General features: G+C 74.0%; 21 protein-coding genes and 2 pseudogenes. 4 read left to right on the top strand and 19 right to left on the bottom strand.

The features are described 5' to 3' along the window. Nucleotides 1-40: 40 nt before the first annotated feature. The 4 genes and pseudogenes from AC069R_RS15220 to AC069R_RS15205 all read right to left on the bottom strand — a co-directional run bounded on the left by AC069R_RS15220 (nucleotide 41) and on the right by AC069R_RS15205 (nucleotide 4,862). Complete coding sequence (locus tag AC069R_RS15220; RefSeq protein ID WP_478767274.1) at nucleotides 41-721, bottom strand: response regulator; 681 nt, start codon at nucleotides 719-721, stop codon at nucleotides 41-43. 509 nt (nucleotides 722-1,230) lie between these two features. Beyond that, nucleotides 1,231-2,538, bottom strand: a pseudogene (locus AC069R_RS15215) (sensor histidine kinase); the annotation flags it as partial. Nucleotides 2,539-2,605: 67 nt separating this feature from the next. After that, the gene (locus AC069R_RS15210) at nucleotides 2,606-3,922 is read right to left on the bottom strand and encodes an acyltransferase family protein (protein WP_478767273.1); all 1,317 of its coding nucleotides are present in this window, start codon (nucleotides 3,920-3,922) and stop codon (nucleotides 2,606-2,608) included. Continuing rightward, nucleotides 3,915-4,862 (bottom strand): alpha/beta hydrolase, encoded by a 948-nt coding sequence (locus AC069R_RS15205; protein WP_478767272.1) that lies wholly within the window; start codon nucleotides 4,860-4,862, stop codon nucleotides 3,915-3,917. Before AC069R_RS15205 ends, AC069R_RS15210 begins: the two co-directional genes overlap by 8 nt. Before the next feature lie 300 nt (nucleotides 4,863-5,162). Between AC069R_RS15205 and AC069R_RS15200 the strand changes: the two genes are divergently transcribed. Further along, a complete protein-coding gene (locus tag AC069R_RS15200; protein WP_478767271.1) occupies nucleotides 5,163-5,630 on the top strand; it encodes an NUDIX hydrolase in 468 nt (155 codons plus the stop codon). Between the two features lie 17 nt (nucleotides 5,631-5,647). On the opposite strand, the pseudogene AC069R_RS15195 reads toward AC069R_RS15200, so the two are convergent. The 13 genes and pseudogenes from AC069R_RS15195 to AC069R_RS15135 all read right to left on the bottom strand — a co-directional run. After that, nucleotides 5,648-5,725: pseudogene (locus AC069R_RS15195) on the bottom strand (phosphohydrolase); the annotation flags it as partial. A gap of 172 nt (nucleotides 5,726-5,897) precedes the next feature. Then, entirely contained in the window at nucleotides 5,898-6,809 is a 912-nt protein-coding gene (locus AC069R_RS15190) for an alpha/beta hydrolase (protein WP_478767270.1), read from the bottom strand. 189 nt (nucleotides 6,810-6,998) lie between these two features. Continuing rightward, a complete protein-coding gene (gene kynU, locus AC069R_RS15185) occupies nucleotides 6,999-8,183 on the bottom strand; it encodes a kynureninase (RefSeq protein ID WP_478767269.1) in 1,185 nt (394 codons plus the stop codon). Next, nucleotides 8,176-9,021, bottom strand: coding sequence for a tryptophan 2,3-dioxygenase family protein (locus tag AC069R_RS15180; protein WP_478767268.1), 846 nt, complete (start codon nucleotides 9,019-9,021; stop codon nucleotides 8,176-8,178). Before AC069R_RS15180 ends, kynU begins: the two co-directional genes overlap by 8 nt. Nucleotides 9,022-9,171: 150 nt before the next feature. After that, nucleotides 9,172-9,585 (bottom strand): DUF3151 domain-containing protein, encoded by a 414-nt coding sequence (locus AC069R_RS15175; RefSeq protein ID WP_397984854.1) that lies wholly within the window; start codon nucleotides 9,583-9,585, stop codon nucleotides 9,172-9,174. A 78-nt stretch (nucleotides 9,586-9,663) separates the two neighbouring features. Next, nucleotides 9,664-11,148, bottom strand: a complete 1,485-nt coding sequence (locus AC069R_RS15170; protein WP_478767267.1) for an MFS transporter — start codon at nucleotides 11,146-11,148, stop codon at nucleotides 9,664-9,666. Between the two features lie 102 nt (nucleotides 11,149-11,250). Further along, a complete protein-coding gene (gene fbaA, locus AC069R_RS15165; protein WP_478767266.1) occupies nucleotides 11,251-12,273 on the bottom strand; it encodes a class II fructose-bisphosphate aldolase in 1,023 nt (340 codons plus the stop codon). Nucleotides 12,274-12,412: 139 nt separating this feature from the next. After that, a complete protein-coding gene (gene pyrE, locus AC069R_RS15160; protein WP_478767265.1) occupies nucleotides 12,413-12,961 on the bottom strand; it encodes an orotate phosphoribosyltransferase in 549 nt (182 codons plus the stop codon). A gap of 10 nt (nucleotides 12,962-12,971) precedes the next feature. After that, nucleotides 12,972-13,760, bottom strand: coding sequence for an aldose epimerase family protein (locus tag AC069R_RS15155; RefSeq protein ID WP_478767264.1), 789 nt, complete (start codon nucleotides 13,758-13,760; stop codon nucleotides 12,972-12,974). 87 nt (nucleotides 13,761-13,847) lie between these two features. After that, on the bottom strand, nucleotides 13,848-14,690 hold the full coding sequence (locus AC069R_RS15150; protein ID WP_478767263.1) for an SRPBCC family protein: 843 nt from the start codon (nucleotides 14,688-14,690) through the stop codon (nucleotides 13,848-13,850). A 73-nt stretch (nucleotides 14,691-14,763) separates the two neighbouring features. Next, nucleotides 14,764-16,401 carry a polyamine aminopropyltransferase gene (locus tag AC069R_RS15145; protein ID WP_478767262.1) on the bottom strand — a complete coding sequence of 546 codons (1,638 nt, stop codon included), beginning with the start codon at nucleotides 16,399-16,401 and terminating at the stop codon, nucleotides 14,764-14,766. Between the two features lie 101 nt (nucleotides 16,402-16,502). After that, nucleotides 16,503-17,045, bottom strand: coding sequence for a DUF2617 family protein (locus AC069R_RS15140; RefSeq protein WP_478767261.1), 543 nt, complete (start codon nucleotides 17,043-17,045; stop codon nucleotides 16,503-16,505). A gap of 294 nt (nucleotides 17,046-17,339) precedes the next feature. Further along, nucleotides 17,340-17,678, bottom strand: coding sequence for a hypothetical protein (locus AC069R_RS15135; RefSeq protein WP_478767260.1), 339 nt, complete (start codon nucleotides 17,676-17,678; stop codon nucleotides 17,340-17,342). Nucleotides 17,679-17,819: 141 nt separating this feature from the next. Between AC069R_RS15135 and AC069R_RS15130 the strand changes: the two genes are divergently transcribed. After that, a complete protein-coding gene (locus AC069R_RS15130) occupies nucleotides 17,820-19,004 on the top strand; it encodes a pyridoxal phosphate-dependent aminotransferase (RefSeq protein ID WP_478767259.1) in 1,185 nt (394 codons plus the stop codon). Nucleotides 19,005-19,074: 70 nt separating this feature from the next. Further along, nucleotides 19,075-20,259, top strand: a complete 1,185-nt coding sequence (locus AC069R_RS15125; protein ID WP_478767258.1) for a hypothetical protein — start codon at nucleotides 19,075-19,077, stop codon at nucleotides 20,257-20,259. Nucleotides 20,260-20,272: 13 nt separating this feature from the next. On the opposite strand, the gene AC069R_RS15120 is transcribed toward AC069R_RS15125, so the two are convergent. Both AC069R_RS15120 and clpB read right to left on the bottom strand, forming a co-directional pair. Further along, entirely contained in the window at nucleotides 20,273-20,815 is a 543-nt protein-coding gene (locus AC069R_RS15120) for a type III secretion system chaperone family protein (RefSeq protein ID WP_478767257.1), read from the bottom strand. A 162-nt stretch (nucleotides 20,816-20,977) separates the two neighbouring features. Next, complete coding sequence (clpB, locus tag AC069R_RS15115) at nucleotides 20,978-23,587, bottom strand: ATP-dependent chaperone ClpB (RefSeq protein WP_478767256.1); 2,610 nt, start codon at nucleotides 23,585-23,587, stop codon at nucleotides 20,978-20,980. A 124-nt stretch (nucleotides 23,588-23,711) separates the two neighbouring features. Here clpB and AC069R_RS15110 point away from each other — a divergent pair, with 124 nt between their 5' ends. Next, entirely contained in the window at nucleotides 23,712-24,125 is a 414-nt protein-coding gene (locus tag AC069R_RS15110; RefSeq protein ID WP_478767255.1) for a pyridoxamine 5'-phosphate oxidase family protein, read from the top strand. The last annotated feature ends 206 nt before the right edge of the window (nucleotides 24,126-24,331 follow it).

Below are 24,331 nucleotides of genomic sequence, written 5' to 3'. Positions count from 1 at the left end.
TACTACACGGGCCCCCGGCTCCCGCGCGGGTCTGCGCCGCTCACCGCGCGCCGGGGCGTATCAGCCCGGACTCGTACGCGAAGATCGCCGCCTGGGTACGGTCCCGCAGCCCGAGCTTCACCAGGATCCGGCCCACGTGCGTCTTCACCGTCTGCTCGGCCACCACCAGCCGTCCCGCTATCTCCGCGTTGCTGAGCCCCTGCGCGATCAGCGCCAGTACCTCCGTCTCCCGTTCGGTGAGGCCGCCGACGCGCCGGTGCAGCGGGGCGCGGCGGCCGCCGTCGAGGCGGGAGAACTCGGCGATGAGGCGCCGGGTCACACCGGGGGCGAGCAGGGCGTCGCCGCCGGCCACCACCCGGACCGCCTCGGCGAGTTTGTCGGCGGAGGCGTCCTTGAGCAGGAACCCGGAGGCGCCGGCGCGCAGCGCGTCGTACACGTACTCGTCCAGGTCGAAGGTGGTCAGCACCAGGACCTTGACGGCGGGCTGGGCGACGGCGATGTGCTCGGTGGCCTGGATGCCGCCCAGCTCGGGCATGCGGATGTCCATCAGGACGACGTCCGGGGCGAGTTCGGCGGACCTGGCGACGGCTTCCCGGCCGTCCACCGCCTGGCCGACCACCTCGATGCCCGGCTGGGCGTTGAGCAGCACGGTGAAGCCCTGCCGGACCATCTCCTGGTCGTCGGCGATGAGCACGCGGATGGGACCGGCGCCGCTCGTCATGGGGTCGGTTCTCCTGTCAGGGGCGTGAGCGTCGGGGGTGGGGTCGGGGGCGGGCTTGGGGCCGGGGTCGGGGGCGGGCTTGGGGCCGGGGTCGGGGCCGGGGTCAGGGTCAGGGTCGGGGCCGGGGTCGATATGGGCGGGTGTGAGGGGGGCGGGGAGGGCGCGTCGGGCGGGAGGCGGGCGGGCGGGGTGCCGTCGGGCGAGGGGCCGTCGGGCCGGATGCCGTCGGGCCGGGTGCCGTCGGGCCAGGTGCCGTCGGGCGGCGGGATGTCGCCGGGCAGCGGGGTGCCGTCGGGACGGGGGTCACCGGGCAGCGGGATGACGTCGGGCCGGGTGCCGTCGGACAGGAGGCGGGCGGGCGTGAGGCGTGCGGATGAGAGGCGTGCGGACGGGGTGCCATCGGATGAGGGGCCCTCGGGCGGGGTGCCGTCGGGCCGGGGGTCGTCGGGCAGCGGGGTGCCGTCGGACGAGGGGCCCTCGGGCCGGGTGCCGCCGGGCAGCGGGATGTCGTCGGGCCGGGGGATGCCGTCGGCCGGCGGGGTGCCGTCGGTCGGTAGGAAGGCCGTGACCGTGAAGCCGCCCTGTGCGGTCGCGGTCGCGGTGACCCGGCCGCCGAGCATCGCCGCGCGCTCGCGCATGCCGAGCAGTCCGTGCCCGGCCCCCGGCGAGGGCGGAACCGGCTGCCGGGGGCGGGAGTTGGCGATCTCCAGGTGCAGCCCGTCCACCCGGTGTGCCACCTCGACGCGCACGCGGGACCCCGGCGCGTGCCGCAGCGCGTTGCTCAGCGCCTCCTGCACGATCCGGTACGCCGACAGCTCCACCCCCGGTGTGTACGGCCGCACCTCACCCCTCACCTGCGCGCTCACGTCCAGCCCCGCCGCCCGTGTGTTCTCGATCAGGGTGCCGAGCCGGGCCAGCGTGGGCTGGGGGGCGTCGGGGGCGGCGCCGGTGCCGGGCGCGCCGAGCCCGTAGGGGCCCTCGGGGTCGTCGGGGTGTTCGGAGCGCAGCACCCCGAGGACCCGGCGCAGTTCGGTCAGGGCCTCCAGCGCGTTCTGCCGGATGCCGGCGAGGTTGTCGAACAGCTCGGGCGAGGGCCGCTCCACCAGGTGCGGGGCGACCTGGGCCTGGATGGAGATGACCGACATGTGGTGCGCGACCACGTCGTGCAGCTCCCGCGCGATCCGATTGCGCTCCTCCAGGAGGGTGCGCCGGGCGCGCTCCTCGGCGGTGAGGCTGGTCTGCTCCACGAGTTCCGCGCGCGCCTGCTGGCGACCGCGCAGGGCGATGCCGACCACCGCGACCACTGCGGACAGGACCACCGCGATGACCCCGGTCGGCTGATAGCCGGCGCCGCCCCAGCCGCCCTCCAGGACGGCGGTGAGCAGCACGGTCGAGACCAGCGCCTCGACCACCACCCGTGCGCGCACCCGCAGCGCGAGCAGCAGCATGACCAGCAGGTGCGCGATGATCCCGGCGGCCGTCCAGGGCCAGGTGAACGCCGCTCGGGGTATCCGGCCCGTCGCGGCCTGGTGGCCGTGGACCGCGACGGCGCACACCAGCGTCGCCGCCATGGACAGCCACCAGGCCGCGACGGGCCGGCGCAGCGCGAGCACGACCGCGCCCGCCGGTGCGAGACCGATCGCATAGGCGGCGCCGGAACTCAGTCCTCCGTTGAGCCTGAGCTGCGCCACCCCGCCGAGCCCCACCCCGAACGCGGCCACGCACACCAGTCCGTGCGGCAGCCACCGCAGCCAGACGAAGGCGGGCAGCGGATCGCGCCGCGCCGTCCACAGATCGTCGCGCAGCACCCGCAGCATCCGCCGCCCCCGGTCCGCGAGCAGCGCGAACCCCCGACGACCCCCCGTACTCGTCACGCCATCCACCTTAGACACGGTGACTTCGCCGAACACGGGGGTCAGCCCCCGTTTCCCCGCCCCGGCAAACCCCCCGGTGCCCCCGGCGCACCCGGTGCACCCGGACCACCCGGCCGCGCCGCCCCGCCCTCGCCACCCGGTCCGCGCCACCCCGGCCGCGCCGCCCCCATCCGCGCCGCCCCCGCGCCCGCCGCCGGCCGCCGCCCTGCTCGTACGACCGGAACGCGCCCCAGCACACCGCGAGGACCAGCGCGAACACCGGCAGCCAGACCAGCCGGCCGGCGATCCAGGCCGGACCGTCGGGGGCGGTGTGCAGGCCGGGCAGGGGGCCCGCCGGGAGGGTCGCCGCGGTGGTGGCCATCTGGGCGGTCTGGTGCCACAGGTAGATCGTCATCGCGGAGAGGTTGACCGTGGCCACGGCCGCCCAGAGCAGCGGGCGGCGCATCGCGCGGCGCAGCCGGTCGCGCAGCAGCAGCGCGAGGCCGCACTGGGCGAGGCCGAAGGTGACGGCGGCGAGGGTCGGCGGGTCCAGGTGGGAGACCGCCGCGCCGGGGACGCCGACCATGGCGGCCGGATAGCCCGCCCAGCAGACGAGGCCCGCCGTGGCCGTCGTACCGAAGACCAGCAGGACCCGGCCCGCGCGGCGGGTGTCCAGCTCGCCGCGGGTCCACGCGGCGCCGAGGGTGTAGGGGACCAGCCAGCCCGCGGGCAGGTTCAGCCAGCCGATCCAGGAGCTCCCGAGGTGCAGGCCGAAGCGCAGCACGTCCACGTGCAGGACGACGGCGAGCGGCCACAGCGGGTGGAGGCGGGCGACGAGCGGGGTCGCGGCGGTCAGCGCGGCGAAGACCAGCAGGAACCACAGCGGGGACAGCGCGAGTTCGACGAGGGTGTGGACGGTGTCCGCCGGGGCGCCGGTGAGCAGCAGGCCCGCGGTGACCACGGCCCACAGGGACAGGAGCGCGAGGACCGGGCGGGCGAGGCGGCCGAGGCGGGCGCCCAGCCACTGGCGGTCCGTCAGGCCGCGGGCGCGCGCAAAGGCGAGACTCTTGGTGGCCACGTGCCCGCCGACCAGGAAGAACACCGCGAGGGTCTGGAAGATCCAGGAGATCGGGGCGAGCCAGGGCATCCGCTCCAGGGCGCTGGCGGTGTGCAGCGCGCCGTCGTGCGCGACCAGCGCGGTGACCAGCCAGTGGCCGAGCACGACCCCGAGGATCGCGCAGGCTCGCAGGGCGTCCACGGCGCGGTCGCGGGAGTCGGGCGTGGCGGCGTCCACCCGGCACGCACCCTCCCGTACCGCCCGCCACGTACCTTTGGCCTTGTCAGCCACGGGTGACCTCCGAGGTCTGGCCGCGGACGATCCGGGCCAGGTTGGCGAGGGCGGCGGAGCCCGGAGTGAAGTAGCCGCTGTGGTCGGCCGGTCCCGCGTCGAAGACTCGGGCGCCGAACGCCGGGGAGACGGGGTCGGCGCCCAGGCCGACGGTGGCGAGGAGCAGGTCGACGCGCACGTGCGGCACGTCGGCGATCCAGTCGCCGCTGCCGCGGGCCGCCCAGACGCGGGCGCGGGTGCCGAGGCCGGACACGTCGTCCGCGCCGGTGCCGGGGCTGCCGACGAGGGCGATGTCGGCCACGTCCAGCCCGCGCGCGGCCCGGCCGCAGACGACGGAGCCGTAGGAGTGGCAGACGAGGGAGAGCCGCGCGCCGGCGGGCACAGCGGCGCGCAACTGCCGTACGAACGCCCGCAGCTGAGGAGCCGCCTCCTCGGCGCGGGTGGTGGTGGCGACCGTGGTGCTGACCGTGGCGGGGGTGGTGTACCCGAGCCAGGCGACGACGGCGGTACGCGGGCCGGCCGCCGCGTACAGGGACTCGGCCGCGCGGCGGAAGCGGGGGTAGGTGTCGAGGGAGGTGTCCGAGCCGGGGACCAGGACCGCGACGTGCCCGGCATGGGCGAGATCACCGAACACCTCGACGGCCAGCCCCTCGCCCCGGCCGTCGAACGCGAGCAGCTGCCGCCGCGTCGAGGCGAAACTCCGGTCGGCCGCGGCCCGGCGCGAGTCGCCGTGGGCGCCGGCCATCCGGGCGGCACGGGCGGCGTCGGCGCGGTTGGCGGCGTAGGCGGTGGCGAGGGTGGCCGGGCCGAGCGGCGGCAGAACCGCGGGCGCGGGAGCCGGCACACGGGGCCGGGCCGCCGCGGAGAGGGGAACGGTGAGCGCCGCGGCGAGCAGGGCGGCGACGAGGGTACGACGGGTACGGTGCGCGAGGCGCCCCATGACGGCTTCCTTCCAGCGACCCGGCCATCGGGCTTGGCTGCAAAGGAAGTTAGGAAGCAGCACTTGTCACCGGCGTCCCGCCGGGGAGCTGTACTGGGGGGTAGTTCTCAGGTACTAGAGGTATGACGGCGTGCCGGGTCGGCGACACCCTTGTTGCCAAGATCCGGGCATTACTGACGCACTACCGGCCCCTGCTGGGCAAGGCGGGGTGTGCCGTACGCCGACAGTACGCTCAGAGCTTCGATGCCGTCTGGGCCGCCGCACGGCCGTGGACGCCCGACCACGAGAGGACCACCGCCCATGGGCAGGACTGAGTACTACAACGACCCGGCCGCCCCGAAGGCGAACACCCTCATCCCGGCCAGCAACCTGCTCGTCGTCGACGAATCCGGAGCCATCCTTCTCCAGCGCCGCCGCGACACCGGCCAGTGGGCGCTTCCCGGAGGCGCGCAGGACATCGGCGAGACCGCGGCAGAGTGCGCGGTACGCGAGTGCCTGGAAGAGACTGGCATCGTCGCCGAGGTCACCGGCTTCCTCGGCGTCTACACCAACCCGAACCACATCGTCGCCTACAGCGACGGAGAGATCCGCCAGCAGTACGAGAACACATACATCGGCCGCCCCATCGGCGGAACTCCCACGATCAACGACGAGGCCGACGGGGTGCGCTTCGTCCAGCCGGCCGACCTCGACCAGTACGACATCCACCCGAGCATGCGCCAGCAGATCGGGGACTACCTGGCCGGCACCTACCCCTACCTCGGCTGAGCCGTCAGCGCCGCGTCATACCGGCTGATGATCTCCGCGATCCGCTCCCGCGCGCTGGTCCGGGCGCCGTCGGGTGTCGTCGTCATGTCGCAGTAGTCGTCATATCGCAGTACACGAGAGCGTCCACCAGGGCAGCCGCGGCCTCGTGCTCGTCCAGGCCTGCGCCGACCAGTGGGGCTGGCAGCGGCTGTCCAGGAACGGGCATCCCGGCAAGTTCGTCTGGTTCGAGCTCGTCACGGGATGAGCCGTGCGCCAGAACCACCCTTGCTACCAGGCCAGTTGGGCGATCTCCTCCGCGACGACCGCGCACGCGTCCGCCGCGGGGTCGATCAGGGGGAAGTGGCCCACGTCGGCCAGCAGGGTCAGGCCCACCATCTCGCCCGCCTGCGCCGCGGCGTCCGCGTACGACTCGCTGACCGCCTCCGGTACGACCAGGTCCGCGCGGCCCTGTACGACGGTGGTGGCGATGCCGGTCGGGAGGAGGAGGGCGGGGTCGGCGTACGGGAGGCGCTGGGTGAAGTGGTCGGCGCCGCCCAGGAGTTGGAGGGAAGCGTGTTCGCAGACGGCCAGTCGCTCCGCGACCGCGAGGTCGGCGATCGGGGCGAGGGCGACCACGCCGCGCAGGGGGGCGGCGGCGGGCAGGCGCCAGGGGGAGTCGGCGGGCAGGACGTGCCGGGCGGCGGCCCACAGCGCGAGGTGGCCGCCGGCGGAGTGGCCGGTGAGGACGGTACGGCGGAGGTCGGCGCCCGGCAGCGCCGTGCGGGTCAGGTCCGGGAGGGCGTCCAGGGCGGCGGCGACGTCCTCGAAGGTGTCGGGCCAGCGACCGGCGGGCGGGGTGACACCCTCGGCCCCGGCCTCGGCAACGGTCCGGGTCCCGGCCTCGGTCCCGGTCTCGCCGCCGCGGCGGTACTCCACGTTGGCCACGGCGAAGCCCCTGCGGGCCAGGAAGGCGGCGAAGGGGGTGACATGCCGGCGGTCGTAGCGGGCCCGCCAGGCGCCGCCGTGCAGGACGACGACCAGCGGGGCCGGGGTGTCGCCCGTCGTGCGGGGGGCGTAGAAGTCGATCACCTGGTCGGGGTGGGTGCCGTAGGAGGCGGTGGCGTCGGGGTCGACCGGGGCGTGCGCGAAGGCCGACTCCTCTTCGGCGGCGGCGCGGGCTGCGGCGGGGTCGTCCGGCATGCTCCAACCTCTCAGCGACGGAACGTTTCTGGGCGCGGCGGACCAGGTGGGGGTCATCGCCGGCCGTTGGCGGGGAACGGTATCAGGCACGTGACGTGCCGGTACGCGGGGCGGGTACGCCCATCGGCCTGCCGACCGGCCGACCTGCCGTCCGCCAGCCGACGGCCGGCGGACGGGGACGGCGGGGCGTCACCCCCTCAGGACCGCCCCGAGCACCCGCGCCGCCCGCTCCGCCTCCGTGAAGCTCGTGTACAGCGGGGTGAAGCCGAAGCGCAGCACGTCCGGCGGGCGGAAGTCGCCCACGACGCCCGCCCCGATCAGCCGCTTCATGACGTCACCGGCGTCCTCGCAGCGCAGGGAGACCTGGCTGCCGCGCTCGGCGTGGGCGGCCGGCGTCACGGACTCGACGCAGTCCCCGGCGTACTCCGCCACGCAGGAGAGGAAGAAGTCCGTCAGCGCGAGCGACTTCGCGCGGACCGCGCCGATGTCCACGCCCTCCCAGACCTCCAGCGCCGCCTCCAGGGACAGCATGGAGAGGATGTCCGGCGTACCGACCCGGCCGCGCACCGCGCCCTGCGCCGGGTCGTACGACGGCTGCATCCCGAACGGCTCCGCGTGGGAGTTCCAGCCGGGCAGCGGGGAGTCGAAGCGGGGCTGGAGCCCGCGGCGGACGTACAGGAACGCCGGTGAACCGGGGCCGCCGTTCAGGTACTTGTAGGTGCAGCCGACCGCGAGATCGACGCCGTGCTCGTCCAGCCCCACCGGCAGCGCGCCCGCGCTGTGGCACAGGTCCCACACCGCGAGGGCGCCCGCCGCGTGCACCGCGGCCGTGAGCGACGGCAGGTCGTGCAGCCGGCCGGTGCGGTAGTCGGCGTGGTTGAGCAGCACCGCCGCCGTACGCGGCCCGAGCGCGTCCGGCACCTCGGCGGGCGTCACCGCGCGCAGCGTACGGCCGGTCAGCCGGGCCGCCGACGCCGCGATGTAACCGTCCGTGGGGAACGTGGTGGCGTCCACCAGGATCTCGGTGCGCTCCTCCCCCGCCATCCGGGCCGCGGCCACGACCGCCTTGAACACGTTGACGCTGGTGGAGTCGCCGACCACGACCTGCCCCGGCGCCGCCCCGATGAGCGGGGCGATCCGGTCGCCGATCCGCTCGGGCGCGGTCCACCAGCCGCTCTCCTCCCAGGAGCGGATCCGCAGCTCGCCCCACTCGCGGCGCACGACGTCCGCGATCCGGTCCGGGACGTGCGCGGGCAGCGCGCCCAGCGAGTTGCCGTCGAGGTAGACGACGTCGTCGAGGACGAAGCGGGACCGCACCGGCGCCAGCGCGTCCGCCGCGTCCAACTCCTTCGCCCGCAAGGTGAGTTCAGACATAAGACCTGGCCGTCCACAGCTCGGGGAACACGTTCTTGCGGGCCCGCTTCTCCAGCCAGGCCACCCCGGCGGAGCCGCCGGTGCCGGTCTTGGAGCCCATCGCGCGGCGGGTGGCGACCAGGTGGTCGTTGCGCCAGCGCCACACCAGCTCGGCCACGTCGGTCAACGCCTCGCCCAGCCGGACGAGTTCGCCGTCCTGGTCGCCGGAGTAGATGTCCGCCCAGACCTGTTCGACGGCCGCGACGGGCTCATGGCGCTGGGAGACATCGCGGCCCAGGACCTCGTCCGGGACCGGGTGGCCCCGGCGGGCCAGCAGCCGCAGCACCTCGTCGTAGAGGCTGGGTTCGTGCAGCGCCTTCTCCAGTTCCGCGTGGGCGCGGGGGACGCCGCGGTGCGGGACGAGCATGGACGCGGACTTCTCGCCGAGCAGGAACTCCAGGCGCCGGTACATCGCGGACTGGAAGCCGGAGCCCTCGCCGAGGGCGGCGCGGTAGGAGTTGAACTGGGCGGGGGTGAGACCGGCGAGCGGGGTCCAGGAGGCGTTCAGGGCCTCCAGCTCGCGCACCGAACGCTTCAGCGCGGCGATCGCGGTGGGCACGTCGTCCGAGCGCAGCGCCCTGGCGGCGGTCTCCCACTCGTGCACCAGCACCGTGAACCACAGCTCCATCACCTGGGTGGTGACCAGGAAGACCATCTCGCCGGGGTCCTCGGAGAGAGGGTGCTGGAGGTGGGTGAGCACGTCCGCGCGGACGTAGTCCTCGTACGGCGTCGTGCCCGCGAAATCGAGATGCGGGGTCTCGGGCTCAGCGGCCTCGTGGGGGTGAGCCTGTTGGGACATCGCTGTCTCCTGTTGTTGCTCCGGGTAGCGGTCCGCCCCTGCCGATGCCGGCACGGGGGCCCCGGTCCCCACCTCGCATCCTCCGCAATCACTTCCGCTACGGCAAGGCCCGCCTGTTGCCAGACGGGCCACACAGGTGACGCGCGCGCGTCAGCCGAGGGTCGAGGCCGCGGTGGGCGAGGAGTCCTTCAGGAACTGGGAGCAGCGCTCGTACTCCTCCTGCTCGCCGATGGCCTGGGCGGCGCGGGCGAGGGCGTGCAGGGCGCGCAGGAAGCCGCGGTTGGGCTCGTGCTCCCAGGGGACGGGGCCGTGGCCCTTCCAGCCGCTGCGGCGCAGCGCGTCGAGCCCGCGGTGGTAGCCGGTACGGGCGTAGGCGTACGACTCCACGACGGAGCCGCGCTCGAAGGCGTCGTCGGCGAGCTGCGCCCACGCGAGGGAGGAGGTGGGGTGCTGTGCGGCGACGTCCGCCGGCGCGGCGCCGCCCGCCAGCTGCTCACGGGGTTCCGGGTCATCGGGAAGGTGGGTCGGGGGCGGCCCGCCGAGCAGGTTCTCGTGAATGGTCATGGGTTCAGTCTCGCGTACGCGCGTCCACGACCGGCGCAGCCCCGTACGGGACAGCTACGAACCGCTCCTGCGGGACGGCTACGAACCGCTGCCGGGGGACGCCTGCGAACCGCTCCGCTCGCCCTCCAGCGGAGGCGCCGCGAGCGAGCAGTGCGTATGCCGCTCGGGGTGCCGGCAGCCCGGCGTCGGACGGCCCGTGACCAGGAAGAACGCGAGGACCGAGCCCAGCACCAGGACGCCCGCGCAGATCGGCATCGCCCGGTCGAAGGAGGCGTCGAAGGCGGACGCGGAGCGGTACGCGTCCGCCCCCATCCCGGCCAGCAGCGGCAGCGCGGCCACCGCCACCAGGCCCGCCGCCCGCGCCGCCGCGTTGTTGATGCCGCTGGCCACCCCCGCGCGGGCGGTGCCGACGGAGGCGAGGACCGTGGCGGTGAGCGGGGCGACGAGGGTGACCATGCCGGCGCCCATGACCAGCAGCGCGGGCAGCACGTCGGTGAGATAGCCCGCACCCGGCCCGACGCGCAGCATCAGCAGCATCGCGACCGCGCACAGCAGCGGCCCCACGGTGAGCGGCAGCCGCGGGCCGGTGCGGTCGGACAGCGCGCCGGACGCGGAGGAGAACAGCAGCATCAGGATGGTGGTCGGCAGCAGCGCCGTCCCCGCGACCAGCGGCGACCAGCCGACCGCCACCTGCAACTGGAGCGCGGTGAGGAAGAAGAAGCCGCCGAAGGCCGCGTACACGCACAGCGTGACCAGGTTGACCGCGGTGAACTGCCGTGAGGCGAAGACGTCCGGCGGGAGCATCGGATCGGGTCGGTGCCGTTCGACGTACACGAACGCGGTCGCCGCGGCGAGGCCCAGCACCGCGCTCACCACCACCGCGGCCGTACCCCCCTGCGCCTCGATGAGCGCGTACGTCAGCAGCGCCAGCGCCAGCGCGCCCAGCACCGCGCCGAGGACGTCGAAACGGCCGTGGGCACCCTCGTCGGCCGACTCCGGCACATGCCGCAGGGCGACGGGCACGCACAGCAGGGCGAGCGGCACATTGAGCAGGAAGACCCAGCGCCAGCCGGGCCCGGAGACCAGCCAGCCGCCCAGGAAGGGGCCGACCGCCGCGCCGATCCCGCCGAACCCGGACCACAGGCCGACGGCGCGGCTGCGGTCGTCGGGGTGGAAGGACGCCTGGATCAGCGCGAGCGAGCCGGGGGTGAGCAGCGCCCCGCCGACGCCCTGGAGGGCGCGCGCCACGATCAGCAGCACGGAGTTCGGCGCGATGCCGCACAGCAGGGAGGCGGTGGCGAACCAGACCACCCCGAGCACGAAGATCCGGCGCCGTCCGTAGCGGTCGCCGAGGGAGCCGCCGAGCAGGATCAGCCCGGCCAGCGTGACCATGTACGCGTTGACGGTCCACTGCAGGGAGCCGAGGCTCGCGTTCAGATCGCGGCCGATGCGGGGCAGCGCCACATTGACGACGGTCGAGTCCAGCATGGCCATGCTGGAGCCGAGCACCGTGGTGAGCAGGATCCAGGTACCGCGGGACGAGCCGATCCGGACGTCGGGCATGCCCCCACATATACAGCGATACGGCGGACCCGGCGGCTCGAAAAGCCGCCAAGTCCGCCGTGCACGCCGGGTCCGGGCACGCCGGGACCGGCGCCCGAACGCTTACTTGATCTTGTTGCCCGCGGAGCGCAGGTGCTGCGTGGCCTCCACGACGCGCGCGGCCATGCCCGCCTCGGCCAGCTTGCCCCAGGTGCGCGGGTCGTAGGCCTTCTTGTTGCCGACCTCGCCGTCGACCTTCAGGACGCCGTCGTAGTTGGCGAACATGTGACCGGCGACGGGGCGGGTGAAGGCGTACTGGGTGTCGGTGTCCAGGTTCATCTTCACCACGCCGTTCTCCAGCGCCGTGCGGATCTCCTCCTCGCTGGAGCCGGAGCCGCCGTGGAAGACGAAGTCGAACGGGGACTCCTTGCCGAACCGCGCGGCCACGCCCTCGTTGAGCTCCTTCAGCAGCTCGGGGCGGAGCACGACGTTGCCCGGCTTGTACACGCCGTGCACATTGCCGAAGGACGCGGCCAGCAGGTAGCGGCCCTTCTCGCCGAGGCCGAGCGCCTCCGCCGTACGGATCGCGTCCTCGACCGTGGTGTACAGGGAGTCGTTGATCTCGTGCGAGACGCCGTCCTCCTCGCCGCCGGTCGGGGTGATCTCCACCTCCAGGATGATCCGGGCGGCGCGGGCCTGCTCCAGCAGCTCCTGCGCGATCTCCAGGTTGTCGGCGAGGGTCTCGGCGGAGCCGTCCCACATGTGCGACTGGAACAGCGGGTTGAGACCGGCGTCCACGCGCTTCCTGGACAGCGCGATGAGCGGACGGACGTACCCGTCGAGCTTGTCCTTCGGGCAGTGGTCGGTGTGCAGCGCGATGTTGACCGGGTACTTCTCCGCGACGATGTGCGCGAACTCGGCGAGCGCGACCGCGCCGGTCACCATGTCCTTGCTGTACTGGCCGCCGAGGAACTCGGCGCCACCGGTCGAGATCTGGACGATGCCGTCGCTCTCCGCCTCCGCGAAGCCGCGCAGCGCCGCGTGCAGGGTCTGGCTGGAGGTGACGTTGATGGCCGGGTAGGCGAACTTGCCTGCCTTCGCCCGGTCGAGCATCTCGGCGTAGACCTCGGGGGTTGCGATGGGCATCTGTCCGCTCCTTGTGTTGCGGGTGGGTTCTGCGTACGGCCCTGACCTAGACCTGGTGGGTGACGTCGTCGTCGGCCCCCCATCTTTCCAGACGGGGGGTGACGCACGACGCCCCCCAAGTCCAGGTCACACGGTCGTGTCAGTCCAGACCCAGTTCATCCTTCGAGAAGGCGAAACGGTACGGAACCCCCGCGCCGGCCTCGATCTTCTCGGCGGCGCCGGTCGCCCGGTCCACGATGGTCGCGACGGCGACGACCTCGGCACCGGCCTCGCGCACCGCCTCGACGGCGGTCAGCGGGGAACCGCCGGTGGTGGAGGTGTCCTCGACCACCAGGACCCGGCGGCCCTTGATCTCCGGGCCCTCGACCCTGCGCTGCAACCCGTGCGCCTTGGCCGCCTTGCGGACCACGAAGGCGTCCAGCCGGCGCCCGCGCGCGGCGGCGGCGTGCAGCATGGCGGCGGCCACCGGGTCGGCGCCCATGGTGAGCCCGCCCACCGCGTCGAACTCCAGGTCCGCGGTGAGGTCCAGCAGCACCTGGCCGACCAGCGGGGCGGCCTCGCCGTCCAGGGTGATGCGGCGCAGGTCGACGTAGTAGTCGGCCTCCAGACCCGAGGAGAGGGTCACCTTGCCGTGCACCACGGCCTTGTCCTTGATCTGCTGAAGCAGCTCGCTACGCACGTCGCTCATGCCGCCCAGCTTAAAGGCGCCGCCAGCTCCAGGTGGTGGTCGCCTCCAGCGGCTCCAGGGGCGTGACCAGGCGCGGGCAGGTGTTCAGCCCGTTCGGCGGCCCGGTCTGGGGCTCCACGCAGACCGCCTCGGCCTGCTCGTCGTAGACCACCACCCACTCCTCGCGGCTGGCCACCTTCAGCTCCAGCCGCTCCGGCCAGGTGAGCGTGACGTCCACGCCGCCGGGCATCCCGAAGCAGTCGTCCCAGGGGCCCGGCTTCGGGTCGACGCGGTTGCCGGTGGGCAGGTGGTCGGCGCCGCGCTCCTCCTGCCAGGCGGGTTCGAAGTCCAGGGAGACGTCCACGCCGTCGAGGGTGCGGTGGAACCAGGGGTGCCAGCCGATCTGCGCCGGGAACGAGTCGTCGTACGTCTCCACGGACATCGTCAGCGTCAGGCTGTCCCCGGCGAGCGTGACGACCTGGGTGACGCGGCCGGAGTGCGGCCAGGGGTCGGTCAGCTCGTGCGTGATGACCGCCTCGTTCTCCGTGACGCGGGCGGTGCGCCAGGCGCCGTCGCGGGCCGTGCCGTGGATGGCGTGCGGCGGGGAGTTGAGCGGCATCTGCCGGACGGTGCCGCCGTCCAGGAAACGGCCGTCACGGATGCGGCCGGCCCAGGGGACCATGGGGAAGCAGCCGAAGCGGTCGCCCTGCCGCAGCAGTTCCGCGCCGCCGATCCTCAGTCCACCGATGCGGCCGCCGCTGCCGGGCCGCACGATCACCTCCGCGTCGCCCGCGGTCAGCGTGATGTCGTCGTTACTCACGGGAAGACAGTACTGGTGATCGCGCCCCGAAGGAGCGCGGGGAGCTGGGCGACCGGCCACGACGAAATCCGCACAAGACGGACGCTCTCAACGGCGCTTGCGCAACGCCCGGCCCACCACGATCGCCGACGCCACCGCCAACGCCGCGGCCGGCGCCGCCCACTTGAGTGCCTGGTTCGCCGAAACGGTCTGCGGGGCCGGTACCGGGGCGTAGCGGCCGCGCGGCGGGGCGTGGTCGACCTCCTCCGCGCTGCGGCCGATCATCGTGCGGCGGGCGTGGGCCGCCTCGGCGGGCGGCAGTCCGGCGTCGGCGAAGTCGTCCGCGGGGCGCTCCGCGTCCCCGGCCGCCTGCCGCGCATCCTCCTCGCCCTCTTCGCCGCCTTCTTCGTCGTCCTCCTCGTCGCCCTCCTCGTCGTCCGCGTCGGGGTCGAGTGAGGATGGCGGGATCTCGGTGTCGAAAACGGACGCCTGCCCGGCCTCCGGCGCCTCCCCCGGCTCCCGCGCCCCGTCCTCCCGCTCCCCCAGCCCCTGAAGGAACCGGCTCAGCAGCCGGGCCGCCGCCGCGCGGACCGCCTCCGCGGGAAGCTCCGCGAGGCGGCCGGACGCGTCCGCGCCGCCCTCGACCGTGACCGTCGTACCGCCCTCGGCGGCCGCGAGGCGCAGGGTGAGGGCGAGCTTGACCGCGCCGGTGCCGCGGGCCTCGGTGGCATCGCCCTCGACGGTGTAGGTGCCGTCCTGCCGGGCGCGCACCCGCGCGGTTCCCCGATAGGTGACGGAGTGTCCGCCGACGCGCAGTTTGAGGCGGCCGGCGACGGGTGGGGCGCCGGCGTCCTGCTGGAGTCCGGGGACGGCCCGTGCGACGCGCGCGGGGTCGGCGAGTGCCGTGGCGAGGCGGTCGGCCGGGACCGGGACGAAGACCTGGTGCTCCATGTCGGCTGAGCCTACCCAGCAGCGGGCGGATCGTACCCTCGGCGGAACGGCGGAACCCGCGCGGGCGCCCCGCTCAGTACCGCGGGTGGATCAGAGTGGAGACCGGCATCCCCCCGGTCCGGGTCCGCTCGGCCGCCCGCCGGTCCGCCGCGAGGGCGGCCGGGGTGAGGGTGCCCGCGGGCACCGCCGGGTCCAGGCGCAGCGGCGGGGCGGCGCGGCCGGGGGCGGCGAGCAGGAAGCCCCAGTCGTGCGGGGCCTCGGGCGCGCCGGCCGAGCGGTCCGGGCCCGCCGGGAAGCCGGGGTCCTGGCCGGACACCCGGTAGGGGGTGGCGGCGAACCCGGCGGCGCGCAGGGTCGCGGCGACCGTCCAGAAGACACGGGGGCGCGTGGTGACGGACCCGGCGTGCACGACGAGCCGCCCGCCGGGGGCGAGCACGCGGCGGGTGAGGCCGTAGAACTCCTCGGAGTACAGCTTGGTGCTGGCGGTGATGCCGGGGTCGGGGAGGTCCGCGATCACGACGTCGTACGAGGCGACGGGCGCGGTGCGCAGCCAGTTGAGGGCGTCGGCGGTGGTGAGGCGGACGCGGGGGTCGGCGTAGACGTGGCCGTTGGCGGCGGCGAGGCCGGGGTCGCGGCGGGCCAACCGGGCGAGTTCCGGGTCGAGTTCGACGATGTCGACGCGGCGCACCCCCCGGTGGCGCAGCACCTCGCGCGCGGCGAGGCCGTCGCCGCCGCCGAGGATCAGCACGCGGGCATGGGCTCCGGCGAGGGCGGGGTGGACCAGGGCCTCGTGGTAGCGGCGGGCGTCCCGGCCGCCGACGCGCAGCCGGCCGTCGAGGTAGAGGTCGAGGGGGCGGCCGCCGGTGCCGCCCGCGAGGACGACCTCCTGCACCCCGGTCTGCACGGCGACCCGCACGTCCGCGCCGTACACCGCCCGGCGCGCGGCGCGTTCGAAGTCGGCGGAGAGGGCGGCGGCGGAGGCGAGGACGCCGAGGACGGTGCAGCCGACGAGGAGCAGGGTCCAGCGGGCGCGGCGGGTCAGGTCGCGCCGGAACAGTCCGAGGACGAGGGCGCCGCCCGCCACCACGTTGACCGTGCCGGTGAGCAGCGCGCCGGTCAACTGGCCGAAGAACGGCAGGAGTACGAAGGGGAAGGCGAGTCCGCCGACGAGGGCGCCGACGTAGTCCGCGGCGAACAGGTCGGCCACGGCGGCGGGCGCGTCCTGCCGGCGGATGCGCTGGATCAGCTCCATCAGCAGCGGGACCTCGGCGCCGATGAGCAGGCCGATGGCGAGCGAGAAGGCGACCAGCAGGCAGCGCGGCCCCTCGGCCCACAGCCCGCCCCAGCCGCCGGTCCAGGCGAACACGGCGTACAGGGCCATCGCGCTGCACCCGCCGACCAGGGCGAGCAGCGTCTCGACCGCGCCGAAGCCGACGGCGGTGTGCCGGCGCAGCCGTTTGGCGCCGAGCGAGCCGATGCCCATCGCGAACACCATCACGGACAGCACCACGGACGCCTGGGTGACCGAGTCGCCGATCAAGTACGAGGCGAACGCGACGAGTTCGAGTTCGTACACGAGTCCGCAGGCCGCGCAGACGAAGACGCACGCGAGGACCAGGAACCGCCCGGTGCCGGGCCGGACGGGCAGCACCGCGGGGCCGGTCCGGGAGGGCGGGGGGCCCGTGGGCGCGGGGGCCTGCGGTTCGATCACCCTGCGACGTTACGTCACGCGGCGGGCACGCTTCGTCACCCACAGGTGTGGATCTGGGGCCGCCGGCCCGATCCGGGTTTATGCGGCGGACGCCCCCGGAGCTACGCGGCGCGGGCGTCCTGGCGGGGCCGGCCGCAGCGGGCCCGCGCGCCCACCCGTGTGCGGGTGGCGACGACCTGGCCGTCCTGCGGGTAGGCGTGCCAGGTGCGCCAGTGCACATGGTCTTCGTGCCGCTGGGCCAGCATCGCGGTGAACGCGTGCGGGCTGCCGGGGAAGACGCCCGCGAGTCCGTGCGGGTGCTCGGAGACGAGGGCCAGCAACTCCTGGGCGCGGCCCGCGAAGGAGCCGGGGGTGAGCATCTCGACGCGCGCCGCGAACTCGTACTCCCACTCGCCGACGCGCTTGGCGACGCCGAGCGGCAGCGGGGTGCTGGAGCCGGGGATGCAGGCCACGGTCTCGGAGCACAGGCCGCGCTCCTCCTCCAGGAGGACCTGGTGCGAGGCGCCGAGCAGTCTCAACTGAAGCCTGGCGCCGGTCAGTTCGAGGTCGAGGGTGGCCAGGGCCGGAAGCGGTTCGCGCCCCAGGGCCCAGGCGAGGTCGGCAGCGCGCGTATCGCTGTAGCTGGTGTTCAGGGTCGTGAGCATGGATCGGCTCCGCTAACACGCAAATGAGGGGAGATGGCCGTGTCAGCCCGGCCGGCCCGGCCGGTACGAGGCGTCTGCGAGACGTCCTGGGGGCTGCGTTGGCTGTATTGGCGTTTTAGAGGGAATCATGAACAGAGGGGCCGCCACAGCGTTTTTACCCAACTTCGGGGGCTTTCCATCCCTCGGGGGGCTCACAGCTCAACTGTTCCACCACGGCGCACGCCGGGCGCGGAAGCGGAGGCCCGCATCCCTCGTCCCGGCGGCCTCTCCCCGCCGCCGTCCGCCCCGCCCGCCTCAGCTGCTCCCGCCGCACGAGGAACCCCCGCCGCAGGACGACCCGCCACCGCACGAGGAACCCCCGCCGCAGGACGAGCCACCGCCGCACGAGGAGTGCCCGCCGCCGCAGGAGTGCCCGCCGTGGTGGCCTCCGTGCCCGCCGTGGTGGCCGCCCTGGTGCCCGTGGTGCCCGCCGGAGGAACCGGGGTCCCCGGCCCACCAACTGGCGCCGGTGTCCCCCATCCCGCTCCTGCGCCCGCCCCGCGGCCTGCCCCTGCCGCTCTCCTTGCCGAACACCTGCACGACGACGATGAACAGGACGAGCACACCCACCAGCCCGATCACGAACGGATCCATGGCGCCACCTTCTTCCGGTCCCCCGAAGCCACCCCCCGTGGGTGCCTCGTTCCTCCCCCGCGCCCCGCGCGGTGCCCCGGAGATGCCCGCCCCGGACGGGGCCCAAAGCGGAGTTGAGGAACTCCAGAGCTTGGGCGCAGGATGGCCGCCATGACCTCCACCGCGCGCCCCCTCCTCAACCGCAGGCTCGCCGAGTTCGGTACGACGATCTTCGCGGAGATGTCCGCCCTCGCCGTCGCCACCGGGTCGATCAACCTGGGCCAGGGCTTCCCCGACACCGACGGCCCCGAGGAGGTCAGGGAGGCCGCCGTACGGGCGCTGCGCGACGGGCGCGGCAACCAGTACCCGCCGGGCCCCGGCGTCCCCGAGCTGCGCACCGCGATCGCCGCGCACCAGCAGCGCCGGTACGGGCTGTCGTACGACCCCGACACCGAGGTGCTGGTGACGGCGGGCGCCACCGAGGCCATCGCGGCCGCGCTGCTCGCGCTGCTGGAGCCGGGCGACGAGGTGGTGGCCCTGGAGCCGTACTACGACTCCTACGCGGCGAGCATCGCGCTGGCGGGCGGGCGCCGGGTGCCGGTGACCCTGCGCCCGCACGAGGGCGGCTTCCGGCTGGACCTGGACGAGCTGCGCGCCGCCGTCACCGGCAGGACCCGGCTGCTGCTGATCAACACCCCGCACAACCCCACCGGAACCGTCCTCACCCGCACCGAGCTGGCCGCCATCGCCGAGCTCGCGGTGGAACGGGACCTGCTGGTGGTGACGGACGAGGTCTACGAGCACCTGGTGTTCGACGACGCCGAGCACCTCCCCCTGGCGGGCTTTCCGGGGATGCGCGAGCGCACGGTGACCATCGGCTCGGCCGGCAAGACATTCTCCTTCACCGGCTGGAAGGTCGGCTGGGTGACGGCCGCGCCCGCCCTGGTCAGCGCGGTCCGCACGGCCAAGCAGTTCCTCACCTACGTCGCCTCGGGCCCCTTCCAGTACGCGGTGGCCGAGGCCCTCGCCCTGCCCGAGTCCTACTACGACGACGTCCGGCGCTCGATGCGGGAGCGCCGGGACATCCTGTCGGCCGGGCTCGCGGCGGCCGGCTTCGGGGTGTTCCGGCCGGCGGGCACCTACTTCGTCACCACCGACATCCGCCCCCTCGGCGAGAAGGACGGCTTCGCCTTCTGCCGCGCCCTGCCCGAACGCGCCGGTGTGGTGGCCATCCCCAACGCGGTCTTCTACGACGACCGCGAGGCGGGCGCGCCCTTCGTGCGGTTCGCGTTCTGCAAGCGCGCGGACGTGCTGCGCGAGGCGGCGGAGCGGTTGCGGGCCATGTGAGGGACGGTTCGCCGCCGGTTGGCCGTGCCCTGCTCGCATCCGGGGCCCGGCCCTTGCAAGGTGCGGAGGTGTGACCCACGCCAGCACCGTTCTCGCTCCGCCCGTCACCACGCCCGAACCCGCGCCCGGCGAACGCGCCCGCGCCTGTCTGCTGCGGGCGAGCGGCGTCGCCGTAGGACTGTTCCTCGGCGCGCGGCTCGCCGGCACCGCCGTCCTCGCCCTGCTCGCCGAGGCCGCGGGCCGGCCGGTCCTGGCCCTGCTGGGCCGCTCCTGGGACTCGGTCTGGTACCTGGGCATCGCGGCGCACGGGTACGGCCACGCCCTGGGCCGGCACGGCTACAGCGATCTGGCGTTCTTCCCGCTGTACCCGGCGCTGGTGCGGGCGGTGGGCGAGGTGAGCACGCTCGGCGGGGGCGCGGCCGGGCTGCTGGTGTCCTGGTCGGCGGCGCTGGTGGCGGCGGCGGGCCTGTACGCGGTGGGGACGCTGCTGTACGGGCGGCCGGTGGGGATCGCGCTGGTGCTGCTGTGGGGGCTGCTGCCGCACTCGGTGGTGCTGTCGATGGCGTACACCGAGCCGGTGCTCGCCGCGTGCGCCGCCTGGTCGCTGTACGCGGTGCTGACCGGGCGCTGGCTGTGGGCGGGGTCCCTGGCGGCGCTCGCGGGGCTGGCCCGCCCGAACGGGTTCGCGGTGGCCGCCGCCGTGCTGGCCGCGGCCGGCCGCGAGGCGTGGCGGCGGCGCGGCCGGGTTTCCCACAGGCTGTGGACGGGCGCGGCGCTGGCCCCGCTGGGCTGGACCGGGTTCCTGCTGTGGGTGGGCCACCGCCGGGGCGATCTGCTGGGCGGCTACTTCGCCGTGCAGGCGCGCTGGGGCTCGCGGTTCGACCTCGGGCGCGGCTCGCTGCGCTTCGTACGCGCCCTGCTGCTGCACGGCGGCCGGGTGGTGTACCCGATGGCGCTGCTGCTGGTGGCCATGGGCGTGGTGCTGTTCGCGCTGCTGCTGCTCGACCGGCCGCCGCTGCCGCTGCTGGTCTACAGCGGGGTGCTGCTGCTGGTCGTGCTCGGCGGCTCGGGCATCTTCGAGTCCAAGCCGCGCTTCCTGCTGCCGGCCTTCCCGCTGCTGCTGCCGCCGGCCCGCGCGCTGGTGCGCACGGCGCGAGCCCGGCCCTGGCACGCGGCCGTGGTGGTCGCGGCCCTGGCCGGGCTGTCGTACCTCTACGGCGCGTACCTGCTGGTGCTGGGGCGCGCGCCGCTGTAGGGGTCCGGGCCGGTCACTCGCCGGAGCCGGCCTCGCCGTCCTCCGGCTTTGCCGGGCCGTCCACCTCCTGCTCCAGGCCCAGCTGCTCCACCAGCCACTTGTCGAACTCGATCGCGGCGCGCACCCAGCTGACCGTGGAGGAGACGAAGTGGTTCAGGTCGACGCCGGTGCCGATCAGCATCTGGGCCTCGCCGATGAGGCGGACCGTGCCGTCGTCGTGGGTGTGCGTGTAGACCTTGGGCCACAGGGTGCGGCGGTTCCAGTCGTCGACCGACTCGAGGAGCTGGGCCTTGTCCTCGATCTGGTGCGGCCGGTCGTAGAAGGTCCGCACCGAGAAGACCGCGTGCTCGTCCTCCCCGCGGAACATGAAGTAGGTGCGGAACTGCTCCCAGGGGGCCGCGAGGTCGCCTTCCTCGTCGACGACGTACTTCAGCTCCATCTGCTCCAGGAGCTGCTTGACGAGGTCCTGGTCCGGGAGGACGGGGCCGCCCGGTCCCTGGGGCTGCGGCTCGGGCTGGCCCCCGAAGTTCGGAATCGAGGACGGGTCGATGCTCACCGTGTTTTTCCCTTCGTACGGATCCCGCCATCCTCCCCCATGCGGGGAGGGGGGTGGCAAGCCCGAGCGGCCGTAACACACCGATCTTTCAGAACGGGCCGGCTCGGGCAGGGGCCCTGATCGAGGGCGGCGATCCGGTCCGCCTCCAGGGCACCCCCCCTGCTACAGCGTCTTCCCCGTCGCCGGGCCCACCAGCAGGCCCTCGCCGGCGCGGTCGACGCGGACCGTGTCGCCGTCCTTGATCTCGCCGGAGAGGATCTCGCGGGCGAGCCGGTCGCCGATGGCGGTCTGCACCAGGCGGCGCAGCGGCCGGGCGCCGTACGCCGGGTCCATGCCCTCCTCCGCGAGCCAGGCCAGCGCGCGGGGCGTGACGTCCAGGGTGAGCCGGCGCTCGGCGAGCCGCCTGCCGAGCCGCTGGATCTGGAGCCCCGCGATCCGCTCCAGCTCGGGCTTGGTCAGCGCGGAGAACACCACCAGGTCGTCCAGGCGGTTGAGGAACTCCGGCTTGAAGGACGCCCGTACGACCTCCAGCACCTGCTCCCTCTTCTCCTCCTCGCTCCTGAGCGGGTCGACCAGGAACTGGCTGCCCAGGTTGGAGGTGAGCACCAGGATGGTGTTGCGGAAGTCGACGGTGCGGCCCTGGCCGTCCGTCAGGCGGCCGTCGTCGAGCACCTGGAGCAGGATGTCGAAGACCTCCGGGTGGGCCTTCTCCACCTCGTCCAGGAGCACCACGCTGTACGGGCGCCTGCGCACCGCCTCGGTCAGCTGGCCGCCCTCCTCGTAGCCGACGTAGCCGGGGGGCGCGCCGACCAGCCGGGCCACGCTGTGCTTCTCGCCGTACTCCGACATGTCGATGCGGACCATGGCCCGCTCGTCGTCGAAGAGGAAGTCCGCGAGCGCCTTGGCGAGTTCGGTCTTGCCGACGCCGGTCGGGCCGAGGAAGAGGAACGACCCGGTGGGCCGGTCGGGGTCGGCGATACCGGCCCGTGAGCGCCGTACCGCGTCGCTGACCGCGCGCACCGCCTCGCCCTGCCCGATCAGCCGCTTGCCCAGCTCCTCCTCCATGCGCAGCAGTTTCTGCGTCTCGCCCTCCAGCAGCCGGCCGGCCGGGATGCCGGTCCAGGCGGCGACCACGTCGGCGATGTCGTCGGCGCCGACCTCCTCCTTGACCATGGTGTCGCCGACGGCCTCCTCCTCGGCCTCGGAGGCGGCCTCCAGCTCCTTCTCCAGCTGCGGGATCTCGCCGTAGAGGAGCTTGGCGGCCTTGTCGAAATCGCCGTCGCGCTGGGCGCGTTCGGCCTGCCCGCGCAGGTCGTCCAGCTTCTCCTTCAGCTCACCGACCCGGTTGAGGGACTGCTTCTCCTTCTCCCAGCGGGCGGTCAGTCCGCGCAACTCCTCCTCGCGGTCGGCGAGATCGCGGCGCAGCTTCTCCAGGCGGGCCAGCGAGGCCGGGTCGGTCTCCTTGCCGATCGCCAGCTCCTCCATCTTCAACCGGTCGACGGCGCGCTGGAGTTCGTCGATCTCGACCGGCGAGGAGTCGATCTCCATGCGCAGCCGGGAGGCCGCCTCGTCCACCAGGTCGATGGCCTTGTCCGGCAGGAAGCGGGAGGTGATGTAGCGGTCGGACAGGGTGGCCGCGGCGACCAGCGCGCTGTCCGCGATCTGCACCTTGTGGTGGGCCTCGTAGCGGCCCTTGAGACCGCGCAGGATCGCGATGGTGTCCTCGACCGTGGGCTCGGCCACCAGCACCTGCTGGAAGCGGCGCTCCAGGGCGGGGTCCTTCTCGATCCGCTCCCGGTACTCGTCCAGCGTGGTGGCGCCGACCATGCGCAGCTCACCGCGGGCGAGCATGGGCTTGAGCATGTTGCCCGCGTCCATGGCGGAGTCGCCGCCCGCGCCCGCGCCGACGACCGTGTGCAGCTCGTCGATGAAGGTGATGATCTGCCCGTCGGAGTCCTTGATCTCGGCGAGGACGGCCTTGAGGCGTTCCTCGAACTCGCCGCGGTACTTGGCACCGGCGACCATCGCGCCGAGGTCCAGCGCGACCAGCCGCTTGTCCTTCAGCGACTCGGGCACGTCGCCCTTGACGATCCGCTGGGCGAGCCCCTCCACGACGGCGGTCTTGCCGACGCCCGGCTCGCCGATGAGGACCGGGTTGTTCTTCGTACGGCGGCTCAGCACCTGCACGACCCGCCGGATCTCCTGGTCCCGCCCGATGACCGGGTCGAGCCGGCCCTCGCGGGCGGCAGCGGTGAAGTCGGTGCCGAACTTCTCCAGGGCCTTGTACTGGCCCTCCGGGTCGGCGGTGGTCACGCGGCGTCCTCCCCTGGCCTTCTTGAAGGCCTCCAGCAGCTTCTTCGCCTCGGCGCCCTGCCGCCTCAGCAGCTCACCGGCGGCCCCGCCCTTGGCGGCGATCCCGATGAGTAGGTGTTCGGTCGACAGGTACTCGTCGCCGAGGTCCTTCGCCCGCTCGCCCGCGTCCGCGATCACGGCCAGCAGATCGCGGTTGGGCTGCGGGGGCGCGACGGTGGAGCCGGTCACGCTCGGCAGCGCGGCCAGGAGCTTCTCCGCGCCCGCCCGCACGGCGGCCTGGTCGGCCTCCACGGCGGCGAGCAGGTCGGCGATGTTCGCGCTCGCCCGTCCGGGGCCCTCGCCCTCCAGCAGTGCCAGCAGCAGATGCGCGGGGGTGAGGTCCGGGTGTCCCTCGGTCACGGCCCGGTTGCTGGCCGCGTTGATCGCGTCCCGGCTCTTGTTGGTCAGCTCGGCGTCCACGTGTGCCTTCTCCTCCTCGACGTACCTCGGCCTGCATCCTCTGCTGACTTAACCAGCGTACATAAAGTTGAGTCTATTCCACTCAAGGCGGCTCGCGCACCGCCCTGCGGCTAGGTTTTCGGGCATGGCGAACCACTCCGTGGCTCCGGGTTCCCCGGACGACGCGTACCTCGGCTTCTGGCGCGAGCGGCATCTGTGCACCCTGACGACCATCCGCCCGGACGGCAGCCCGCACGTGGTGCCGGTCGGGGTGACGTACGACCCCGGAGCGCGCCTCGCACGGGTGATCTGCGACGGCGCCAGCGCGAAGGCGGCCCATGTCCGCGCCGCGGGAGCGGACGGCGCCCTCGCGGCCGTCTGCCAGGTCGACGGGCGCCGCTGGGCCACGCTGGAGGGCCGGGCGCGCCTGTCCGCGGACCCGGCCCGGATCCAGGAGGCGGAGCGCCGCTACGCCGAGCGCTACGGGCGCGAGCCCCGGCCGAACCCGAACCGCGTGGTGATCGAGATAGCGCTGGAGAGGGCGCTGGGGCACGGGTGAACGGGATGTGGAGGACACGTGTCTCCACGGCGGCCGTGTTCGATCGGTTTCGGCCACTGTGGCAGCGGGGTCATACCGCGACATCCCCGATATGTCGCCACGCACAACAGCGGGGGGGGGGGGGGGGGGGGGGGGGGGGGGGGGGGGGGGGGGGGGGGGGGGGGGAGGGGGGGGTGCGGAGGGGGGAAGGGTGCGAGAGAGTGGGT

It is taken from the genome of Streptomyces sp. NPDC043952 (assembly GCF_056435325.1).
Note: the sequence above shows the minus strand (reverse complement) of the source record. Positions and strands in the feature narration are given on the sequence as shown.